This is a genomic window from Neoroseomonas eburnea (assembly GCF_018129005.1).
In the GTDB taxonomy this organism is placed as follows: Bacteria; Pseudomonadota; Alphaproteobacteria; order Acetobacterales; family Acetobacteraceae; genus Neoroseomonas; species Neoroseomonas eburnea.
Window position 1 is genome coordinate 56,400 of sequence record NZ_JAAEDL010000027.1, and the last position, 16,209, is coordinate 72,608.

Consider the following 16,209-nt stretch of genomic DNA (forward strand, 5'->3'; position numbering starts at 1 on the left):
CCGAGCAGGGCTGCCTACGCCGCCGCCCGCCCGGGCATGCGATGCCGGAAGGCGAGCGCCTCCGCGACATGCCCCCGCCGGATCGACGCATCGCCGGCAAGGTCCGCTATGCTGCGCGCCACCCGCAGCGTGCGCACATGCGCGCGGGACGACAGGCGCAGCCGCGTCGCCGCGGCTTCGAGCAGCGTCTCCGCTTCGGCATCGAGCAGCGGCTGCAGGTGGCGGATCTCCGCCTCGGCATTGTTCGCCGGCCCGGCCTCGCCCCAGCGCGCGCGCTGCGCGTCGCGCGCGGCCTGTACGCGCGCAGCGACGATGGCGCTGGTCTCGCCCGCCGGCGCGCGGGTGAGCTCGGCTGCGGGAATCGGCAGGACTTCGATGGTCAGATCCATGCGGTCGAGCAGCGGTCCGGAGAGCCGCATCTGGTAGTCCTCCCCGCAGCGGGGCGCCCGGCCGCATTCGCGCCCGGCCTGGCCGAGATAGCCGCAGCGGCAGGGGTTCATCGCCGCGATGCACTGGAAGCGTGCGGGGTAGGTGACATGGGCGTGGACGCGGCTGATGGTGGTGCGGCCGGTCTCCATCGGCTGGCGCAGCGCCTCCAGCGCCGGCCGCGGAAATTCCGGCCATTCGTCCAGGAACAGCACGCCGCGATGCGCCAGGCTGATCTCGCCCGGCCGCGCGCGGTGGCCGCCGCCGACCAGCGCAGGCATCGAGGCCGAGTGGTGCGGGTCGCGGAAGGGCGGGCGCATCACCAGGCGGCCGCCTTCGAGCAGGCCGGCGATGGAATGGACGAGCGAAACCTCGAGCGCCTCGGCGGGCGAGAGATCCGGCAGCAGGCCCGGCAGCCGCGCCGCGAGCATGGACTTCCCTGCGCCCGGTGGGCCGATCATCAGCAGGTTGTGCCCGCCCGCCGCGGCGATTTCGAGCGCCCGCTTGGCGCTTTCCTGGCCTTTCACCTCCGACAGGCAGGGCGCGGCGCGCGGCCCCGGTTCGAGCGCGGGCGGTTGCGGCGGCGAGAGCAACTGCACGCCGCGGAAATGATTGAGCAGGGCATGGATGTCCGGCGCGGCGAGCACCTCGATCCGCCCCGCCCAGGCCGCTTCGCCGCCCTGCGCGGCGGGGCAGATCAGGCCGAGCTCGCGCTCCGAGGCGCCCAGCGCGGCGGGCAGCACGCCGGCCACCGGCATGATCGAACCATCGAGCGAGAGCTCTCCCAATGCCGCATAGCCGGCGGCGTCCTCCTTCGGGATGATCTCCATCGCCGCCAGCAGGGCGAGCGCGATCGGCAGGTCGAAATGCGACCCTTCCTTGAGGATGTCGGCCGGGGCGAGATTCACCAGTACGCGCTTGGGCGGCAGGGAGAGGCCGAGTCCGGTCAGCGCGGCGCGCACGCGTTCGCGACTTTCGGCGACGGCCTTGTCGGGCAGCCCGACCAGCAGGAAGGCGGGAAGACCCGGCGCGATCTGCACCTGGACCTCGACCGGCACGGGGTCGATGCCGGCGAAGGCGAAGGTGGCGATGCGGGCGATGGTCATGACGTTGCGTCAGGGTGGCGCAACGACATGTGAAAATCAACGTGGAGTTACAAGGCGGCCTTCTGCGCCAGGCGCATCAGCCGCCGGAAATTGCCCGACCAGAGCAGGTCCAGTTCCCGCGCGCCGTAGCCGCGGCGATGCAGCTCGGTGGTCAGGTTCAGCGTCTCCGATGCGTCCTTCCATCCCGGGATGCCGCCGCCACCGTCGAAGTCCGAGGACAGCCCGACATGGTCGATGCCGATGCGCCGCACCGCGTGGTCGACGTGGTCGGCCATGTCGGTCACCGTCGCCGGCGAGCGGCCCCCCGGCGGAGCAGGGCGGAGGAAGGCGTCAAGTGCGGTGATCTGCACCAGCCCGCCGACGGCGCGCAGCATGTCGAGCTGCTCGTCGTCGAGGTTGCGCGGATGGTCGCACAGCGCACGACAGCAGGAATGCGTCGCGACGATCGGCACGCGGGAGAGCTCCGCGGCCTGCATCATCGAGGACTTGGCGCTGTGCGAGACATCCACCAGCAGGCCGAGGCGGTTCATCTCCGCGATCGCCTGGCGGCCGAGGGGCGAGAGGCCGCCATGCTCGGCCTCGCCGTCGCCGAGGTCCGGCTTGGGCCGCGCGGCATCGGCGAGGTCGTTGTGGCCGTCATGGGTGATCGTCAGGTAGATCGCGCCGAGATCCCGCCACAGCTTCAGGCGCGACAGGTCGCGCGCCATGGCGTTGCCGTTCTCCACGCCCGAGAGCACGGCGAGCGCGCCGGCGGCGTGTGCGGCTTCCAGCTCCTCCGCCGTCGCGCAGAAGCGGCGGGTGGTGCCGTCCGCGCGGGTGCGGATGTGGCGCAGCATCGCCTCGGCGCGCGCCGAGGCGGTGGCGAGCCCTTCCGCGTCTCGCTTGCCCTGCGGCGTATACGCGATGAAGACCGCGGCCTTCAGCCCGCCGCGCTGCATCTTCGGGAAATCGACGCGGCGGTCGGTCTCGGTGGATGCATCCGGCGGGTCGGGCCAGCGGATGTCGATATGCGTGTCGAGCGTCAGCGTGGCCGCGTGGATCGCGGCGGCGGTGCCGGTCATGCGCCGCTCCATCCGGTCATGAAGCGTTCGAGCAGCGTGCCGATCACGTCCACGTTGTAGCCGCCTTCCTGGGTGATCGCGGCGGGCAGGCCGAGGCCGCCGATCATCGCCGCCGCCTTGGCGAAGCCGTCCTCGGTGACCGCCAGCGAGGCGAGCGGTTCATCCTTCGAGGCATCGAAGCCGAGGGCGACGACCAGCGCCTCCGCCTTGAAGTCGCGGATGGCGGCGAGGCCGTGGCGGATGGCGTCGAGCCACCCCTCATCCGCCGTGCCGAAGGCGAGCGGCATGTTCATGTTGCGCCCGTCGCCGGCACCCGCGCCGCGTTCCGCGGTGCGGCCGACATACCAGGGGTAGTAGCGATCCGGGTCGCCGTGGATCGAGATGGTCAGCACGTCGCCGCGTTCCCAGAAGATCCCCTGGGTGCCGTTGCCGTGGTGGCTGTCGATGTCGATCACCGCGACGCGCGCCGCGCCCGCGTCGCGCAGCGCCTGTGCGGCAAGCGCCGCATTGTTGACGTAGCAGTGTCCGCCCGCGCGCGCCGCATAGGCGTGATGGCCGGGCGGGCGGCACAGCGCATAGGCGGTGCGGCCCTGCGCGGCCTCGGCCGCCGCGGCGAGGGCGCAGGCGGCGGCGCCCTGGATCGCCTCCCAGCTGCCGGGGCCGATCGGGCAGGCGGTGTCGGCGGTGTACCAGCCGGTGCGGGCGATGATGCTCGGGCCGGTGAAGCCGCCCTGCGCCAGCATCTCGGGGGCCGGGTGGATATTGGCGACCGCCTCGGGGCCGGCTTCGGGCAATTGTGCCCAATCCGCCGCAGCGGAGGCGAGGAAGGCGAGGTAGTCGGCCGTATGCACGGCCTCCATCGCGCGCGGCGGCAGCGCGGGCGGCGTCGCCGGCGTGAGGCCGAGGCGATGCAACGCCGCCTCGAGCGCGGCGGCACGGCCAGGCACCTCGAAGTTGCGGCGCACCTGGCCGCGCTGGAGGAAGAAGGTGGGCGTATGCCCTGCCTGATCGGGATGCGCGAAGGTCTTCATGGTGATGCGAGGCTAGGCAGCGGCGTGCGGCTTGTCCACGCGGGCGGCGGATCGGCACCTTGTCCCCGGTGACGCGGGGGGGATAGCCTGCCGGTGTCATCTGGGAGACAACACGATGGTCCTCTCGCGCCGTGGCCTGATCGCCGCCGCCGCTACCGCGCCCGTGCTGATGCGCGCCTCCGACGCGCTGGCGCAGGGGGTTGCTCCCCGGCGCGGCGGCACCCTGCAGATGATGCTGACGCCGGAACCGCCGGTGCTGCAGATCGGCGTGAACCAGCAGGGGCCGACGCTCGCGGCCGCGCCCAAGATGTTCCAGGGGCTGCTGACCTTCTCCAAGACCCTCGAACCCATGCCGGTGCTGGCGAAGTCCTGGACGATCAGCCCCGACGGCAAGGAATACATCTTCAGGCTGCAGGAGAACGTGAAGTTCCACGACGGCCAGCCCTTCACGGCGGACGACGTGGTCTTCTCCATCATGAAGTTCCACATGGAACTGGCGCCGCGCGCGCGCGCCATCTTCCAATTGATCGAGACCTGCGAGGCGACCGACCCCCACACGGTGCGCATCGTGCTGAAGCAGCCCTTCCAGCCCTTCCTGCTGATGTTCGATGCGACGGCAGCGGCGATCGTGCCGAAGCACCTGTTCGACGGGCGGGACTACCGCACGGCGCCGGCGGTGCAGCGGCCGGTCGGCACCGGGCCGTTCAAGTTCACGGAATGGCAGCGCGGCAACTTCGTCCGGATGGATCGTTTCGAGGACTACTGGAAGCCGGGCCAGCCCTATCTCGACACCATCATCTACCGCATCATTCCCGACAGCCAGAGCCGGCGCCTCGCGCTCGAATCCGGCCAGGTGATGCTGAGCCAGGCGTCGGACATCGAACCCTTCGACATCCCCGCGCTGCGGCAGCGGCCGAATCTCGAAGTGAGCACCGACGGGTGGCAGTACTACTCGCCGCTGTCCTGGATCGAGCTCAACCACCGCGTCGCGCCGCTGAACGATGCGCGCGTGCGGCGCGCCATGTCGATGGCGATCGACCGCAACTTCATCATCAACCGGCTGTGGTTCGGCGTCGGCAAGCCGGCGACCAACCCGGTCGCCTCCACCACGCGGTTCCATGACGCCAACGCGAAGATCGCGGCCTTCAATGTGCGCGCAGCGAACGAACTGCTGGACGCGGCAGGCTTCCCGCGCAATGCGCAGGGCGTGCGCTTCACGCTGAAGCACATTCCGCTGCCCTATGGCGAGATCTGGACACGGCTGTCGGAATACCTGCGCCAGGCGATGCGCCAGATCGGCATCGCATTCGAACTGGAAAGCACCGATGCCGGTTCCTGGGCACGGCGCGTCGGCAACTGGGAGTACGAGACGACGATCAACTTCGTCTACCAGTTCGGCGACCCGACGCTGGGCGTGGAGCGGACCTATGTCTCGACCAACATCCAGCGGGTGACCTTCACCAATACCGGCGGCTATTCCAACCCGCAGGTGGATGCGCTGTTCCAGCAGGCGCGCAATGCCGCGGCCGCGGCCGACCGGCAGCGCGCCTTCAGCGAGGTGCAGAAGATCCTGGTCGAGGACGTGCCGCAGATCTGGCTGACGGAGCTCGCCTTCCCGACCATCCACGACAAGAAGTTGCACGGCGTGATCACCACCGGACTCGGCGTGCACAAGTCCTTCGACGACGTCTTCATCGCCGGCTGACGGATGGAGCTGTCGCGGCTGCCGGGCTTCCTGTTGCGGCGAGGTGTCAAGGCGGTGATCGTCATCCTGGCGATCGTCGTCTGCAACTTCCTGCTGATCCACGCCGCACCCGGCGACCCGGCGAGCGTCATCGCCGGCCAGTCGGGTGCCGCCGATGAGCGCTTCCTGGCGCAGCTGCGCGAGCAGTTCGGCCTGGACAGGCCGTTCCATGTCCAGCTCTGGATCTACCTGAAAGGTGTGCTGACGCTCGACCTCGGCTTCAGCCACCGGCAGCAGCAGCCGGTCTGGGGGCTGATCAGCGAGCGCCTGCCGGCGACGCTGCTGCTGACCGGCGCGGCCTTCGCCTTCGCCGTCGTCGCCGGGGTGACGCTCGGCACGCTGGCGGCGCGGCGGGTCGGAAGCTGGTCGGATTCGATCATCACCGTGATCGCGCTGACCTTCTACGCGACGCCGCTCTTCTGGGTCGGGCTGATGCTGGTGCTGTTCTTCTCGGTCTGGCTGGAATGGCTGCCGAGCTTCGGCATGGGCACGGTGGGCGTCGAACTGCACGGCATCGACGCCGTGCTCGACGTCGGGAAGCACCTGTTGCTGCCGGCGGCGACGCTGGGGTTGTTCTACCTCGCCGTCTATGCGCGGCTGACGCGCGCGACGATGCTGGAGGTGGCGGACCAGGACTTCGTCAAGACCGCGCGGGCCAAGGGCGTGCCGGAAGGCCAGGTGGTCCGCCGCCACGTGCTGCGCAACGCGCTGCTGCCGGTCATCACTTTCGCCGGCATCCAGGCGGGGCAGCTCATCGGCGGGTCGATCCTGGTCGAGACGGTCTTCGCCTGGCCGGGGATCGGGCGGCTCGCCTTCGATGCGCTGCTGGCGCGCGACTATGCGGTGCTGCTCGGCGTCTTCTTCTGCACCAGCGTGATGGTGGTCGGCTTCAACCTGCTGACGGACCTGCTCTACGCCGTGGTCGATCCGCGGGTGGAGGTGGAGGGATGAGCGATTTCTGGCGACGCTTCCGCCGCAACCGCGGCGCCGTGGTGGGGCTGGTGATCCTCGCGCTCGTGATCGCGCTCGCGGCGTTGGCGCCGGTGATCTACCCGGGCAGCCCCTGGGACATGGCGACCGCCCCCTTCGTGCCGCCGGGCGAGGAGGGGATGCTGCTCGGCTCCGACAGCCTCGGGCGCGACGTCGCGGCCGGGATCGCGCATGGCGCGCGGATCTCGCTGATGGTGGGCGCGGTCTCGACCGTCGCAGCGCTGCTGATCGGGGTGACGCTCGGGGCGATCGCCGGGTATCTCGGCGGGGTCGCGGATGATGCGGTGATGCGCTTCACCGAATTCTTCCAGACCATCCCCTCCTTCGTCTTCGCCATCCTGCTGGTGGCGATCTTCACGCCGACGATCGGTTCCGTGGTCTTCGCCATCGCGGTGGTGTCCTGGCCGCCGGTCGCGCGGGTGGTGCGGGCGGAGTTCCTCTCGTTGCGCTCGCGCGAGTTCGTCCAGGCGGCGGAGGTGCTCGGCAAGTCGCGCGTCGCCATCGTGGTGACGGACATCCTGCCGAATGCGCTCTCGCCGATCGTGGTGCTGTCCTCGCTGATGGTGGCCTCGGCGATCCTGCTGGAAAGCGCGCTGTCCTTCCTCGGCCTCGGCGATCCGAACCTGATGACCTGGGGCTTCCTGATCGGGGCGGGGCGGTCCGTCATCCGTCTCGCCTGGTGGATGAGCGTGTTTCCGGGCCTCGCGATCTTCCTTACGGTGCTGGCGCTGAACCTGGTGGGGGAGGGGCTGTCCGATGCGCTGAACCCGCGCCTCGCGCGTCGTCGCGCCGGAGGCGCGCTATGACCAAGCGGGGAGGCGCGGCATGAGCCTGCTCACCGTCGAAGGGCTGACCGTCGCGCTGCCGGAAGGCGGCGATCGTCCGCACGCGGTGGAAGACATCACGCTGTCGGTGAATCCGGGCGAGATCGTCTGCGTCGTCGGTGAATCCGGATCCGGCAAGTCCATCACGGCGAATGCGGTGATGGGCCTGTTGCCCAAGGGGCTGCCGGTGAAGTCCGGGCGCATCGCCTTCGAGGGCCAGGACCTGCTGCCGCTCTCGCCCGAGGCGATGCGGCGGCTGCGCGGCGCGCGGCTGGCGATGATCTTCCAGGAACCGATGACGGCGCTGAACCCCGTCATGCGGGTGGGCGACCAGATCGCCGAAGCAATGCGCGTGCATGGCGCCGGGCGGGATGCGGCGAAGCGTGTGCCGGAACTGCTGGCGGCGGTGAACCTGCCCGATCCCGCGGCGACCGCGCGGTCCTACCCTTTCCGGCTGTCGGGCGGGCAGCGCCAGCGCGTGATGATCGCCATGGCGCTGGCGCTGGAACCTTCCCTGCTGATTGCGGACGAGCCGACCACGGCGCTCGACGTCACCACCCAGATGCAGATCCTGCGGCTGGTCCGCGAGATCCAGTCGCGCCGCGGCACCGGCGTCATGTTCATCACCCATGATTTCGGCGTGGTGGCCGAGATCGCCGACCGCGTCGCGGTGATGCAGAAGGGTCGCATCGTCGAGCAGGGGCCGGCCTCGGAGGTGCTGAACAATCCGCGGCACGACTACACGCGCGCGCTGATCGCCGCCGTACCGCACGGCAATCCCGCGGCGCCGCAGCAGGCCGCGCCGGGACCGCTGGTGCTCGAAACCAAGGGGGTGGAGAAGACCTATCGCCGCCCCGGCGGCTGGTTCGGTGCGAAGCCGGTGGTCAAGGCGGTGCACGACGCCGATTTCGTGCTGCGCAAGGGCGAGACGCTCGGGCTGGTGGGCGAATCCGGCTCGGGCAAGTCGACGCTGGCGCGCTGCGTGGTGAGGCTGGTCGAACCCGAAAAGGGCGAGATCATCTTCGAGGGCGAGGATCTGCGCCCGCTCTCGCGCGGCGACTGGAAGCCGTACCGCAAGAAGATCCAGATGGTGTTCCAGGATCCCTTCGCGTCCCTGAACCCGCGGCGGACGGTGGGCGACATCATCGCCGAAGGACCGGTGACCCATGGCGTCGAGCGCGTGGATGCGCTGGCGCGGGCGCGCGAGTTGCTTCGCCTGGTGCAGCTCGATCCGGGGGCGATGGATCGCTATCCGCATGAATTCTCCGGCGGGCAGCGGCAGCGCATCGGCATTGCCCGGGCGCTGGCGATGGAACCGGAACTGCTGATCGCGGACGAGCCGGTCTCGGCGCTCGACGTCTCGGTGCAGGCGCAGGTGCTCGCGCTGCTGGCCGACATCCGCGAACGGCTCGGCCTGACCATGCTGTTCATCACGCATGACCTGCGCGTCGCGGCACAGGTCTGCGACCGGATCGCGGTGATGCAGCGCGGCGCCATCGTCGAGCAGGGGCCGACGAGGGAGGTGTTCGGTAATCCGAAGCACCTCTATACGCGGCAATTGCTGGACAGCATTCCGGGCCGCGCCTGGACGCCGCCCGTCATCGCCGCCTGAGGAGCTTCCATGACCGAGACAATCGACCCCGGCGCGCGCCGCGCGATCCTGGAGGCGGTGGATGCCTTGCGCGACGACGCGGTGCTGACGCTCGCGAAGCTGGTGCGCTGCCCTTCGACGCTCGGCAACGAGGCCTCGGCGCTGAACGAGATGGCGCGGATCTATGAAGGCCTGGGCCTCGCGCCGCGCCGCGTGCCGACGGTCCCCGAGCAACTCGCCTCGCATCCGGGATTCTCGCCGCCGCTGATCTCCTATGAGGGGCGCGACAATGTCGTCGCCGTCCACACGCCGCGCGAGCGCAAGGGCCGCAGCCTCGTCCTGCAGGGCCATGTGGACGTGGTGCCGGAAGGTGCGGCCGACATGTGGGAGACGCCGCCCTATGAACCCTCGATCCGGGCGGGGCGCATGTATGGCCGCGGGGCGGGGGACATGAAGGCGGGCATCGTCTCCTACGTTGCCGCCTTCAAGGCGCTGCGCCTGGCCGGGTTGCAGCCGGCGGCGGAGGTGCAGATGCAGTCGGTGATCGAGGAGGAGTGTTCCGGCAATGGCGCGCTCGCCGCGATGCTGGCGCTGCCGAAGACCGATGCCGTCATCATTCCGGAACCCGGCCCCGGCCTGCCGGCGATGTATTCCGCCGAGGTCGGCGTGGTCTGGGCCTGGGTGACCGTCTCCGGCCGTCCGGCGCATGTGCGCGACATGCAGGCCGGGGTGAACGCGATCGAGGCGGCCACCGCCATCGCCGCCCGCTTCAAGGACTACGAGCGGGAGATGAACCGCGGCGAGCGCATCCATGCCTCCTTCCGCGGCGTGAACCATCCGGTCAACGTCAACTTCGGCACCATCGAAGGGGGCGAGTGGAATTCCTCCGTCGCCACGCGCTGCCGCATCGGCATGCGCGTCGGCGTGATGATGGGATACACCGCCGCGCAGACCAAGGCCGACATCGAACGCCTGGTGGCCGAGGCCGCGCAGGACGAACGCCTGAAGGGCGCCAAGGTGAAGCTCGAATTCAAGGGCTTCATGGCCGACCCCTGCGTCTTCGACATGAACGCGCCGATCGCGCTGCTGGCGAAGCGCAACTACGCCGAGGTCGCGGGCGCCGAGCTGCGCGACTACCCGGCGACGGGGCTGACGGACGGGCGCTTCTTCACCCTGTACCAGGATACGCCGGTCGCCTGCTTCGGGCCGGACGCGCAGGAGATCCACGGCATCGACGAAAGCGTCGGGCTCGATTCCATGCACGACATCACGCGCACCATCGCGCTGACCATGGCCGAGTGGTGCGGGCTGGAGACGGCATCATGAGCATCGCCTTCTCCGCCGAACGCCTCTGGGACAGCCTGGCGACGATGGCGCGCATCGGCGCGCGGGAGGATGGCGGGGTGAACCGCCTCGCGCTCGGCACGGCGGATGCCGAGGCGCGCAGGCTGTTGCGCGACTGGGCGCTCGCCGCCGGCTGCAGCATGGAGGTGGACCGGCTCGGTAGCATGTACCTCACCTATCCCGGCGCCGAGCCGGGGCGGGCGCCGGTGGCGGTGGGCAGCCACCTCGACAGCGTGCCGACAGGCGGGAAATACGACGGACCCTATGGCGTGCTGCTCGGCCTTGAGGTCGTGCGCGCGCTGCATGCGGCGGGCAGGCGCACGACGGCACCGATCTGCGTGGTGAACTGGAGCAACGAGGAAGGCTCCCGCTTCACGCCGGCGATGTCGGCGAGCGAGGCCGCGATGGGCTTCCGGGAAGAGGCCTCGGTCCTCGGTGCGCCGGACAATTTCGATGCCTCCGTCACCTTCGGCCAGGCGCTCGCCGCCAGCGGCTGGGCGGGCAGCGCGGAGCCCGCCGCGGCGCGCCGCTTCGCCGCCTATTTCGAGGCGCATATCGAGCAGGGGCCGATCCTCGAACGGGAAGGAATCCCGGTCGGGATCGTGACGCATGGCCATGGCGTCGTGCATGTCGACGTGGTCGTGACCGGAGAGAACGGCCATGTCGGCGCACCGATGGCCGGCCGGCGCGACGCGCTGGCGGCGGCCTCGGAACTGGTCCTCGCGCTCGAGCGCATCGCCATCGGAAGCGGCGGCCTGGCCACCGCCACGCGGCTGACGCTGCAGCCCGATGCGCGCGGCAACATCCCCTCGCTGGTGCGTTTCGCCGCGAGCCTGCGGCATGGCGAACAGGCGGCGCTCGACGGCATGTGCGCGGCCTTCGACGGGTTCATCGCCGAGCTGACGGCGCGGCGCGGCGTCAGCGTCGCGATCGAGCCGCGCGGCGGCTATCCCTCCGTCCGCTTCGCCGCGCCGCTGCTCGACGCCATGCGCCGCGCGGCCGGCGCGGCGGGCCTCGCGCATCGCGACATGGCGACGCCGATCGGCCATGACGCGCTGCATCTCGGCCGCGTCGTTCCGTCCGCCATGTTGTTCATCCCGTGCCATGGCGGGCTCAGCCACAACCCGGCGGAGAGCATCACGCCCGCATGGTCGGCCGCCGGCCTGGCCACCATGGGCCCGGCCGTCATCGAGACCGCAGGAGGCCTTGCATGAACATCCCGCTTTCCGGCCAGCGCCTCTGGGACAGCCTGATGGAGATGGCGAGGATCGGCGGCACCGCAAAGGGCGGCTGCAACCGCCAGACGCTGACCGATCTCGATTCCGAAGGCCGCCACCTGCTGCGGCGCTGGGCGGAGGCGGTGGGCTGCACCCTTTCCGTCGATCGCGTCGGCAACATGGCGCTGACGCGCCCCGGGCGGGATGCGTCGCGCAAGCCTGTCGCCATCGGCAGCCATCTCGACACCCAGCCGACAGGGGGCAAGTTCGATGGCGTGCTCGGCGTGCTGGCGGGGCTCGAGGTGCTGCGCGCGGTGCACGAGGCCGGCATCGAGACCGAGGCGCCGCTCGTGCTGATCAACTGGACCAACGAGGAGGGCGCGCGCTTCTCGCCGCCGATGATGGGCAGCGGCGCGGCCATGGGCATGTTCACCGAGGCGGAGGTCCTCGCCACGCAAGACCCCGAGGGCAAGGTCTTCGGCGAGGAACTCACCCGGATCGGCTGGAAGGGCGCGGCCGATCCCGCCGCCTTGCGGGACCTCGGCGCCTATTTCGAGCTTCACATCGAACAGGGCGCGCTGCTGGAGCGCGCCGGCAAGGATGTCGGCGTCGTCACCCATGCGCTGGCGCAGACCTGGTACGATGTGGTGGTCGAAGGCGAGGAAGCGCACGGCGGTTCGCCCATGGCCGGGCGCCGCGACGCGATGATGGCCGCCGCGCCGCTGATCGCCGCGATCGAGGAGATCGCGCTGAATGCCGTCAGCCCGTCGGGCGAACCCGGCCGCGCCACGGTCGGGCGGCTGACCGTCTATCCCGACAGCCGCAACATCGCGCCGTCCCGCGTCTGGTTCAGCATCGACACGCGGCATGGCGACCCGGACCTGCTCGCGAAGATGGGCGGGGAGATCCGCGCGAGGGCAACGGCCATCGCCGCCGCGCGCGGGGTGAAGATCACCGTCGCGGATTTCTGGCACTCGCCTCTGACGCCCTTCGACCCGGCGCTGGTCGGCCGCGTGCGGGATGCCGCGCAGCGCCTCGGCCTGCCGCACATGGACATGCCGACGGGGATCGGACACGACGCGGTCTATGTCGCGCGCCGGCTGCCCACCACCATGATCTTCTGCCCCTGCCATGGCGGCATCAGCCACAACGAGGCCGAGAGCATCACGCCCGCATGGGCGGAAGCCGGCCTGCGGGTGCTGGCGGATGCGGTGCTCGCCACCGCCGGCGTCGCCAAGAACTGACCTTTCCGGCGGCTGCCGCGGCTGACGCGGCCGCGAATGGAGAACGACCCTATGACCCGCATCGCCATCGGCGGCTTCCAGCACGAGAGCCATTCCTTCGCACCCAGGCCGACCGCCTGGATCGACTTCGTCAGGCCCGGCGGCTTCCCGCCGGTGCAGCATGCCGCGACGCTGCTCGACACGCTGCGCCCGACCGGCGTGCCCTCGGCCGGCGCCATCGCCGCAGCCGAGGCCGAGGGGGCCGTGCTGGTGCCGCTCGCCTGGGCCTTCGCCAATCCGGCCGGTCCGGTGACGCGTGAGGCCTTCGAGCGCATCACCGCGCTGATCGTTGCCGCGTTGTCCGATGCGCTCGAGGCAGGGCCGCTGGATGGCGTCTATCTCGAACTGCACGGCGCCATGGTCTCGGAGGACTTCCCCGATGCCGAGGCCGAGGTGCTCCGCCGCGTGCGTGCCGTGGTCGGCGCCGGGGTGCCGATCGCCGCGAGCCTCGACCCCCACGCCAACAAGACGGCGGCGATGGTCTCCCACGCCGATGTGGTGGTGCCCTACCGCACCTATCCGCATGTGGACATGAAGCCGGCCGGCGCGCAGGCGATGCGGCTGCTGCTGCGGATGATCCGCGACGGCCAGCGTCCGGCCAAGGCGTTCCGCGAGCTCGATTTCTGGACCCCGCTGCCCGGCCAATGCACCATGGTCGCGCCGATGGCCGACGTCATGGCCGAACGCGCCCGCCTGGCGGAGGCGATGGGCGTCTGGGAACTCGGCTTCTGCTTCGGCTTCCCCTATGCAGATTTCCCGGGCTGCGGCATGGCGATCGCGTCCTACGCCGACACGCCCGAGCAGGCCGCGGCCGCGGCGGATGCGCTGGCCGGCTTCATCGCGGCGAAGGAGACGGAATTCGCCCTCGGGGTGGTGCCGGCGGCGGAAGGCGTGAGGCGTGCGATGGCCTCGCGCGACGCCAAGGGGCCGGTGGTTCTGGCCGACACGCAGGACAATCCCGGCGGCGGCGGGCATGGCGACACCACGGGGCTGCTCGCTGAACTGATTCGCCAGGATGCGCAGGGTGCCGTGCTGGCGCCGATGAACGACGCCGAGGCCGCCGAGGCCTGCCACGCGGCGGGGGAGGGGGCGACGATCGAGCTCGACCTCGGCGGCAAGAGCGACGGCGCGCCGCTGCGCGTGACCGCGCTGGTCGAGAAGCTGAGCGACGGCCGCTTCACGCTGACCGGGCCGATGAGCAAGGGGAACCCGGCGAATCTTGGGCCTTCGGCGCTGATCCGCGTGGCGCCCGGCGTGCGCGTGGTGGTGGTCAGCCGCAAGATGCAGGGGCATGACCAGGCGCTGTTCCGCTTCCTCGGCGTCGAGCCGGCCGAACAGAAGATCGTCGCGGTGAAGTCGAGCGTGCATTTCCGCGCCGACTTCCAGCCCATCGCATCGGAGGTGATCGTGGTGACCGCGCCGGGTCCGGTGGTCGCCGATCCGGCGGTTCTGCCCTTCACCAATCTGCGGCCGGGGCTTCGGCTGCGTCCGGGGGACAACCGGCGGACGGCGTAGTGCGCATCGTCCGCGTCGTCGCGCTGCCGCTTGATCTGCCGGATCTCGCGGCGGTCGCTGCCGCGGAAGGCTTCGGGATGCCGGAGATCCTGCCGCGCGAATGGGCGGCGGGATCGCAGCGCCTCGGCGCGCCCGGGGAGGCGCCGTTTGCCGCACGCGACGACGCCGGTGTCCTGCTCGGCATCGGCGGCATCACGCCCGACCGCCGGCGCGGCACCGTTCTGGGAGGGGGCTCGGCTTCCGCTCCCTGGCCAGCCGGGAGGAGATGGCGACGCACCGCCGGCTTCTCCGGAGCCACGACGAACCGGCAGTGAGGAACTGGTTCGCCGTGTCCTTCGTCGGGGGGCGTGCCGGAAGACTCTGCCGGAGGTGATGGTCCGGCACTCAGGGCCGTATCATTGCGGCTTCGAACATTCGAGCTTCGCAGGTGGGATCGATTCCCTTCCCGAGGCACTGTCGCGGACTCCGCCTTCGCCTACCGCCCGAGCGACAGCGTGCTGCCGACCTCCAGGCAGACCAACGCGTTCGGTGTCCGGGCGGCATGGACCGAGCAGGTCCGCCCGGCATAGGGGCTGCCGGCGCGGTCTCGCCCTGGGGTCGAGCGCGCGGCCTATTGACCGGGCGGCGCGCGGGCATTAACCCCGCGCCACGGCCTGTCCCCTTCGTCTAGAGGCCTAGGACACCGCCCTTTCACGGCGGCGACACGGGTTCGAATCCCGTAGGGGACGCCATTTCCGCACACCCCGATCGTCTCTTGATCCGTGGGCCACGCAGTGTGGCGCAGATTTCCCGCGGTCTTTGGAGTGGGCCTGTGGGACGGCGCGGTGCCGCACCGACCGAATTTTGCCCAGAGAGAGCCGATATTCTCCACGCCTGTGGGCTTTGCCGATGCTGGCCACAGCAGAATTTTCATCAGAAATCAGATACTTGTTTGGAGCGACCAGGCCGCCGGTTGAGGTGCCTTTAGGGCATCCAAACGCTACTGCCGACGTAGCGCACTGCCATCTGCCGGCGCCTATCTCACCGCGACGCGGTTTTCGGCCCTTCCCGTTCGGCGCGCCTTCATGTGTTTCACTGCTTCGCCAATGCGCCCAGCGGCTCTTGCCTTCGCCAATATGTCGAGGGCCTTCATCGAGTAGCGTTTGTGAGCCTGGCTGCCGATCCTTATGACCTTGTAGCACTCAGGGTCAGCCTGCACCTCCAATAGTTCAATGAGGGCACTCGCCTCGAACTGGCTGATCTTGAGCTTGGTAGCGAGGTCATTGCGGCCCAGCGTGTAGATGTCTGTGTCGTTCACGCGCCGAATCGCGATGACGGCGTCACCGGCTTCCCCGTCGCGTGTAACGCGAACCGGCACGCCTTCCTGCTTGGTCAGTCTCAAGCTCAAGGTAGGTCCGCTGCCGTCCACCGTGATGTTTACCGCGGCAACACCCGGGAACAGGTCTAGCCAGTCGGTCCCCGACTTCACGGCCTTCGCCAAGGTGCGCAGTTCGCTCTCGGTCGGCTGCCCCTGCTCGCCCTTGATCGCACGGTCCAGGATAGCCATGGCGCGGAGGCGCTGCTCCGCAAGCTGGGCCTTTCTGCTGCGCGGCTTCAGAAGCTGCCGTACGGCTGCATGCTCCTGGGCGAACAGCGTCACAAGGTCGACTGGGGGTGACGTGGAGATCGGTAGCACCCGCGACGGCACCACATCCGTGAGCTTTCGACCGAAGACCTTGTCCAGGATGTCCCGGAACAGGGTCACTCCGGCCTGGGGATGTAGGTAGAGAGCAGCCTCGGACAGTGTGACCAGGTGGTGTTGCGCGGCGTCACGCAGGCCATTGATCGCCTGGAGTGAAATGGACTGCTCCTCGCTCAAGAATGCCGCCTTGCCACCGGTCAGCGCGCGTCGAACACAGAGAGAGAAGCCGATCGTCTGATTGGCCTTACCCTTCTCGCGGATCGACCCACCGCGGTGCAAGAGGGCTGCCTTGAGCAGCATCTCAAGAGACCTCTGCGAAACGCCTTGGTGAGTGGATGATGGGGTGATTCGCTGAGCCTCGTGAAGGCTGAGGCGAGGCATCGATGGGTCAGCGAC

General features: G+C 69.9%; 13 protein-coding genes and 1 tRNA gene. 10 read left to right on the forward strand and 4 right to left on the reverse strand.

Features of this window, described 5'->3' with window-relative positions; all coding sequences use genetic code 11:
* Nucleotides 1-14: 14 nt before the first annotated feature.
* From GXW74_RS21875 to GXW74_RS21885, 3 genes are read right to left on the reverse strand one after another with little or no spacing between them, the layout of a single operon-like run.
* A complete protein-coding gene (locus tag GXW74_RS21875; RefSeq protein WP_211848720.1) occupies nucleotides 15-1,532 on the reverse strand; it encodes a YifB family Mg chelatase-like AAA ATPase in 1,518 nt (505 codons plus the stop codon).
* A gap of 47 nt (nucleotides 1,533-1,579) precedes the next feature.
* The gene (locus GXW74_RS21880; protein ID WP_211848721.1) at nucleotides 1,580-2,593 is read right to left on the reverse strand and encodes a dipeptidase; all 1,014 of its coding nucleotides are present in this window, start codon (nucleotides 2,591-2,593) and stop codon (nucleotides 1,580-1,582) included.
* Entirely contained in the window at nucleotides 2,590-3,624 is a 1,035-nt protein-coding gene (locus GXW74_RS21885) for a histone deacetylase family protein (RefSeq protein WP_211848722.1), read from the reverse strand. The genes GXW74_RS21880 and GXW74_RS21885 overlap by 4 nt, the downstream gene beginning before the upstream one ends.
* 115 nt (nucleotides 3,625-3,739) lie before the next feature.
* Here GXW74_RS21885 and GXW74_RS21890 point away from each other — a divergent pair, with 115 nt between their 5' ends.
* The 10 genes from GXW74_RS21890 to GXW74_RS21935 all read left to right on the forward strand — a co-directional run bounded on the left by GXW74_RS21890 (nucleotide 3,740) and on the right by GXW74_RS21935 (nucleotide 14,863).
* The gene (locus GXW74_RS21890; RefSeq protein WP_246523859.1) at nucleotides 3,740-5,329 is read left to right on the forward strand and encodes an ABC transporter substrate-binding protein; all 1,590 of its coding nucleotides are present in this window, start codon (nucleotides 3,740-3,742) and stop codon (nucleotides 5,327-5,329) included.
* 3 nt (nucleotides 5,330-5,332) lie between these two features.
* Nucleotides 5,333-6,319 carry an ABC transporter permease gene (locus GXW74_RS21895; protein WP_211848723.1) on the forward strand — a complete coding sequence of 329 codons (987 nt, stop codon included), beginning with the start codon at nucleotides 5,333-5,335 and terminating at the stop codon, nucleotides 6,317-6,319.
* Nucleotides 6,316-7,164 (forward strand): ABC transporter permease, encoded by an 849-nt coding sequence (locus GXW74_RS21900; RefSeq protein ID WP_211848724.1) that lies wholly within the window; start codon nucleotides 6,316-6,318, stop codon nucleotides 7,162-7,164. Before GXW74_RS21895 ends, GXW74_RS21900 begins: the two co-directional genes overlap by 4 nt.
* 19 nt (nucleotides 7,165-7,183) lie before the next feature.
* Nucleotides 7,184-8,794, forward strand: a complete 1,611-nt coding sequence (locus GXW74_RS21905; RefSeq protein WP_211848725.1) for an ABC transporter ATP-binding protein — start codon at nucleotides 7,184-7,186, stop codon at nucleotides 8,792-8,794.
* Nucleotides 8,795-8,803: 9 nt separating this feature from the next.
* On the forward strand, nucleotides 8,804-10,099 hold the full coding sequence (locus tag GXW74_RS21910) for an ArgE/DapE family deacylase (protein WP_211848726.1): 1,296 nt from the start codon (nucleotides 8,804-8,806) through the stop codon (nucleotides 10,097-10,099).
* Complete coding sequence (locus GXW74_RS21915) at nucleotides 10,096-11,331, forward strand: Zn-dependent hydrolase (protein ID WP_246523860.1); 1,236 nt, start codon at nucleotides 10,096-10,098, stop codon at nucleotides 11,329-11,331. Before GXW74_RS21910 ends, GXW74_RS21915 begins: the two co-directional genes overlap by 4 nt.
* Nucleotides 11,328-12,578 (forward strand): Zn-dependent hydrolase, encoded by a 1,251-nt coding sequence (locus tag GXW74_RS21920; RefSeq protein WP_211848727.1) that lies wholly within the window; start codon nucleotides 11,328-11,330, stop codon nucleotides 12,576-12,578. Before GXW74_RS21915 ends, GXW74_RS21920 begins: the two co-directional genes overlap by 4 nt.
* 51 nt (nucleotides 12,579-12,629) lie before the next feature.
* Complete coding sequence (locus tag GXW74_RS21925; protein WP_246523861.1) at nucleotides 12,630-14,132, forward strand: M81 family metallopeptidase; 1,503 nt, start codon at nucleotides 12,630-12,632, stop codon at nucleotides 14,130-14,132.
* Complete coding sequence (locus tag GXW74_RS21930) at nucleotides 14,132-14,446, forward strand: hypothetical protein (RefSeq protein ID WP_211848729.1); 315 nt, start codon at nucleotides 14,132-14,134, stop codon at nucleotides 14,444-14,446. Before GXW74_RS21925 ends, GXW74_RS21930 begins: the two co-directional genes overlap by 1 nt.
* Before the next feature lie 341 nt (nucleotides 14,447-14,787).
* A tRNA-Glu gene (locus tag GXW74_RS21935) sits at nucleotides 14,788-14,863 on the forward strand.
* A 284-nt stretch (nucleotides 14,864-15,147) separates the two neighbouring features.
* On the opposite strand, the gene GXW74_RS21940 is transcribed toward GXW74_RS21935, so the two are convergent.
* Nucleotides 15,148-16,113, reverse strand: a complete 966-nt coding sequence (locus tag GXW74_RS21940; RefSeq protein ID WP_211848730.1) for a hypothetical protein — start codon at nucleotides 16,111-16,113, stop codon at nucleotides 15,148-15,150.
* Nucleotides 16,114-16,209 lie beyond the last annotated feature (96 nt).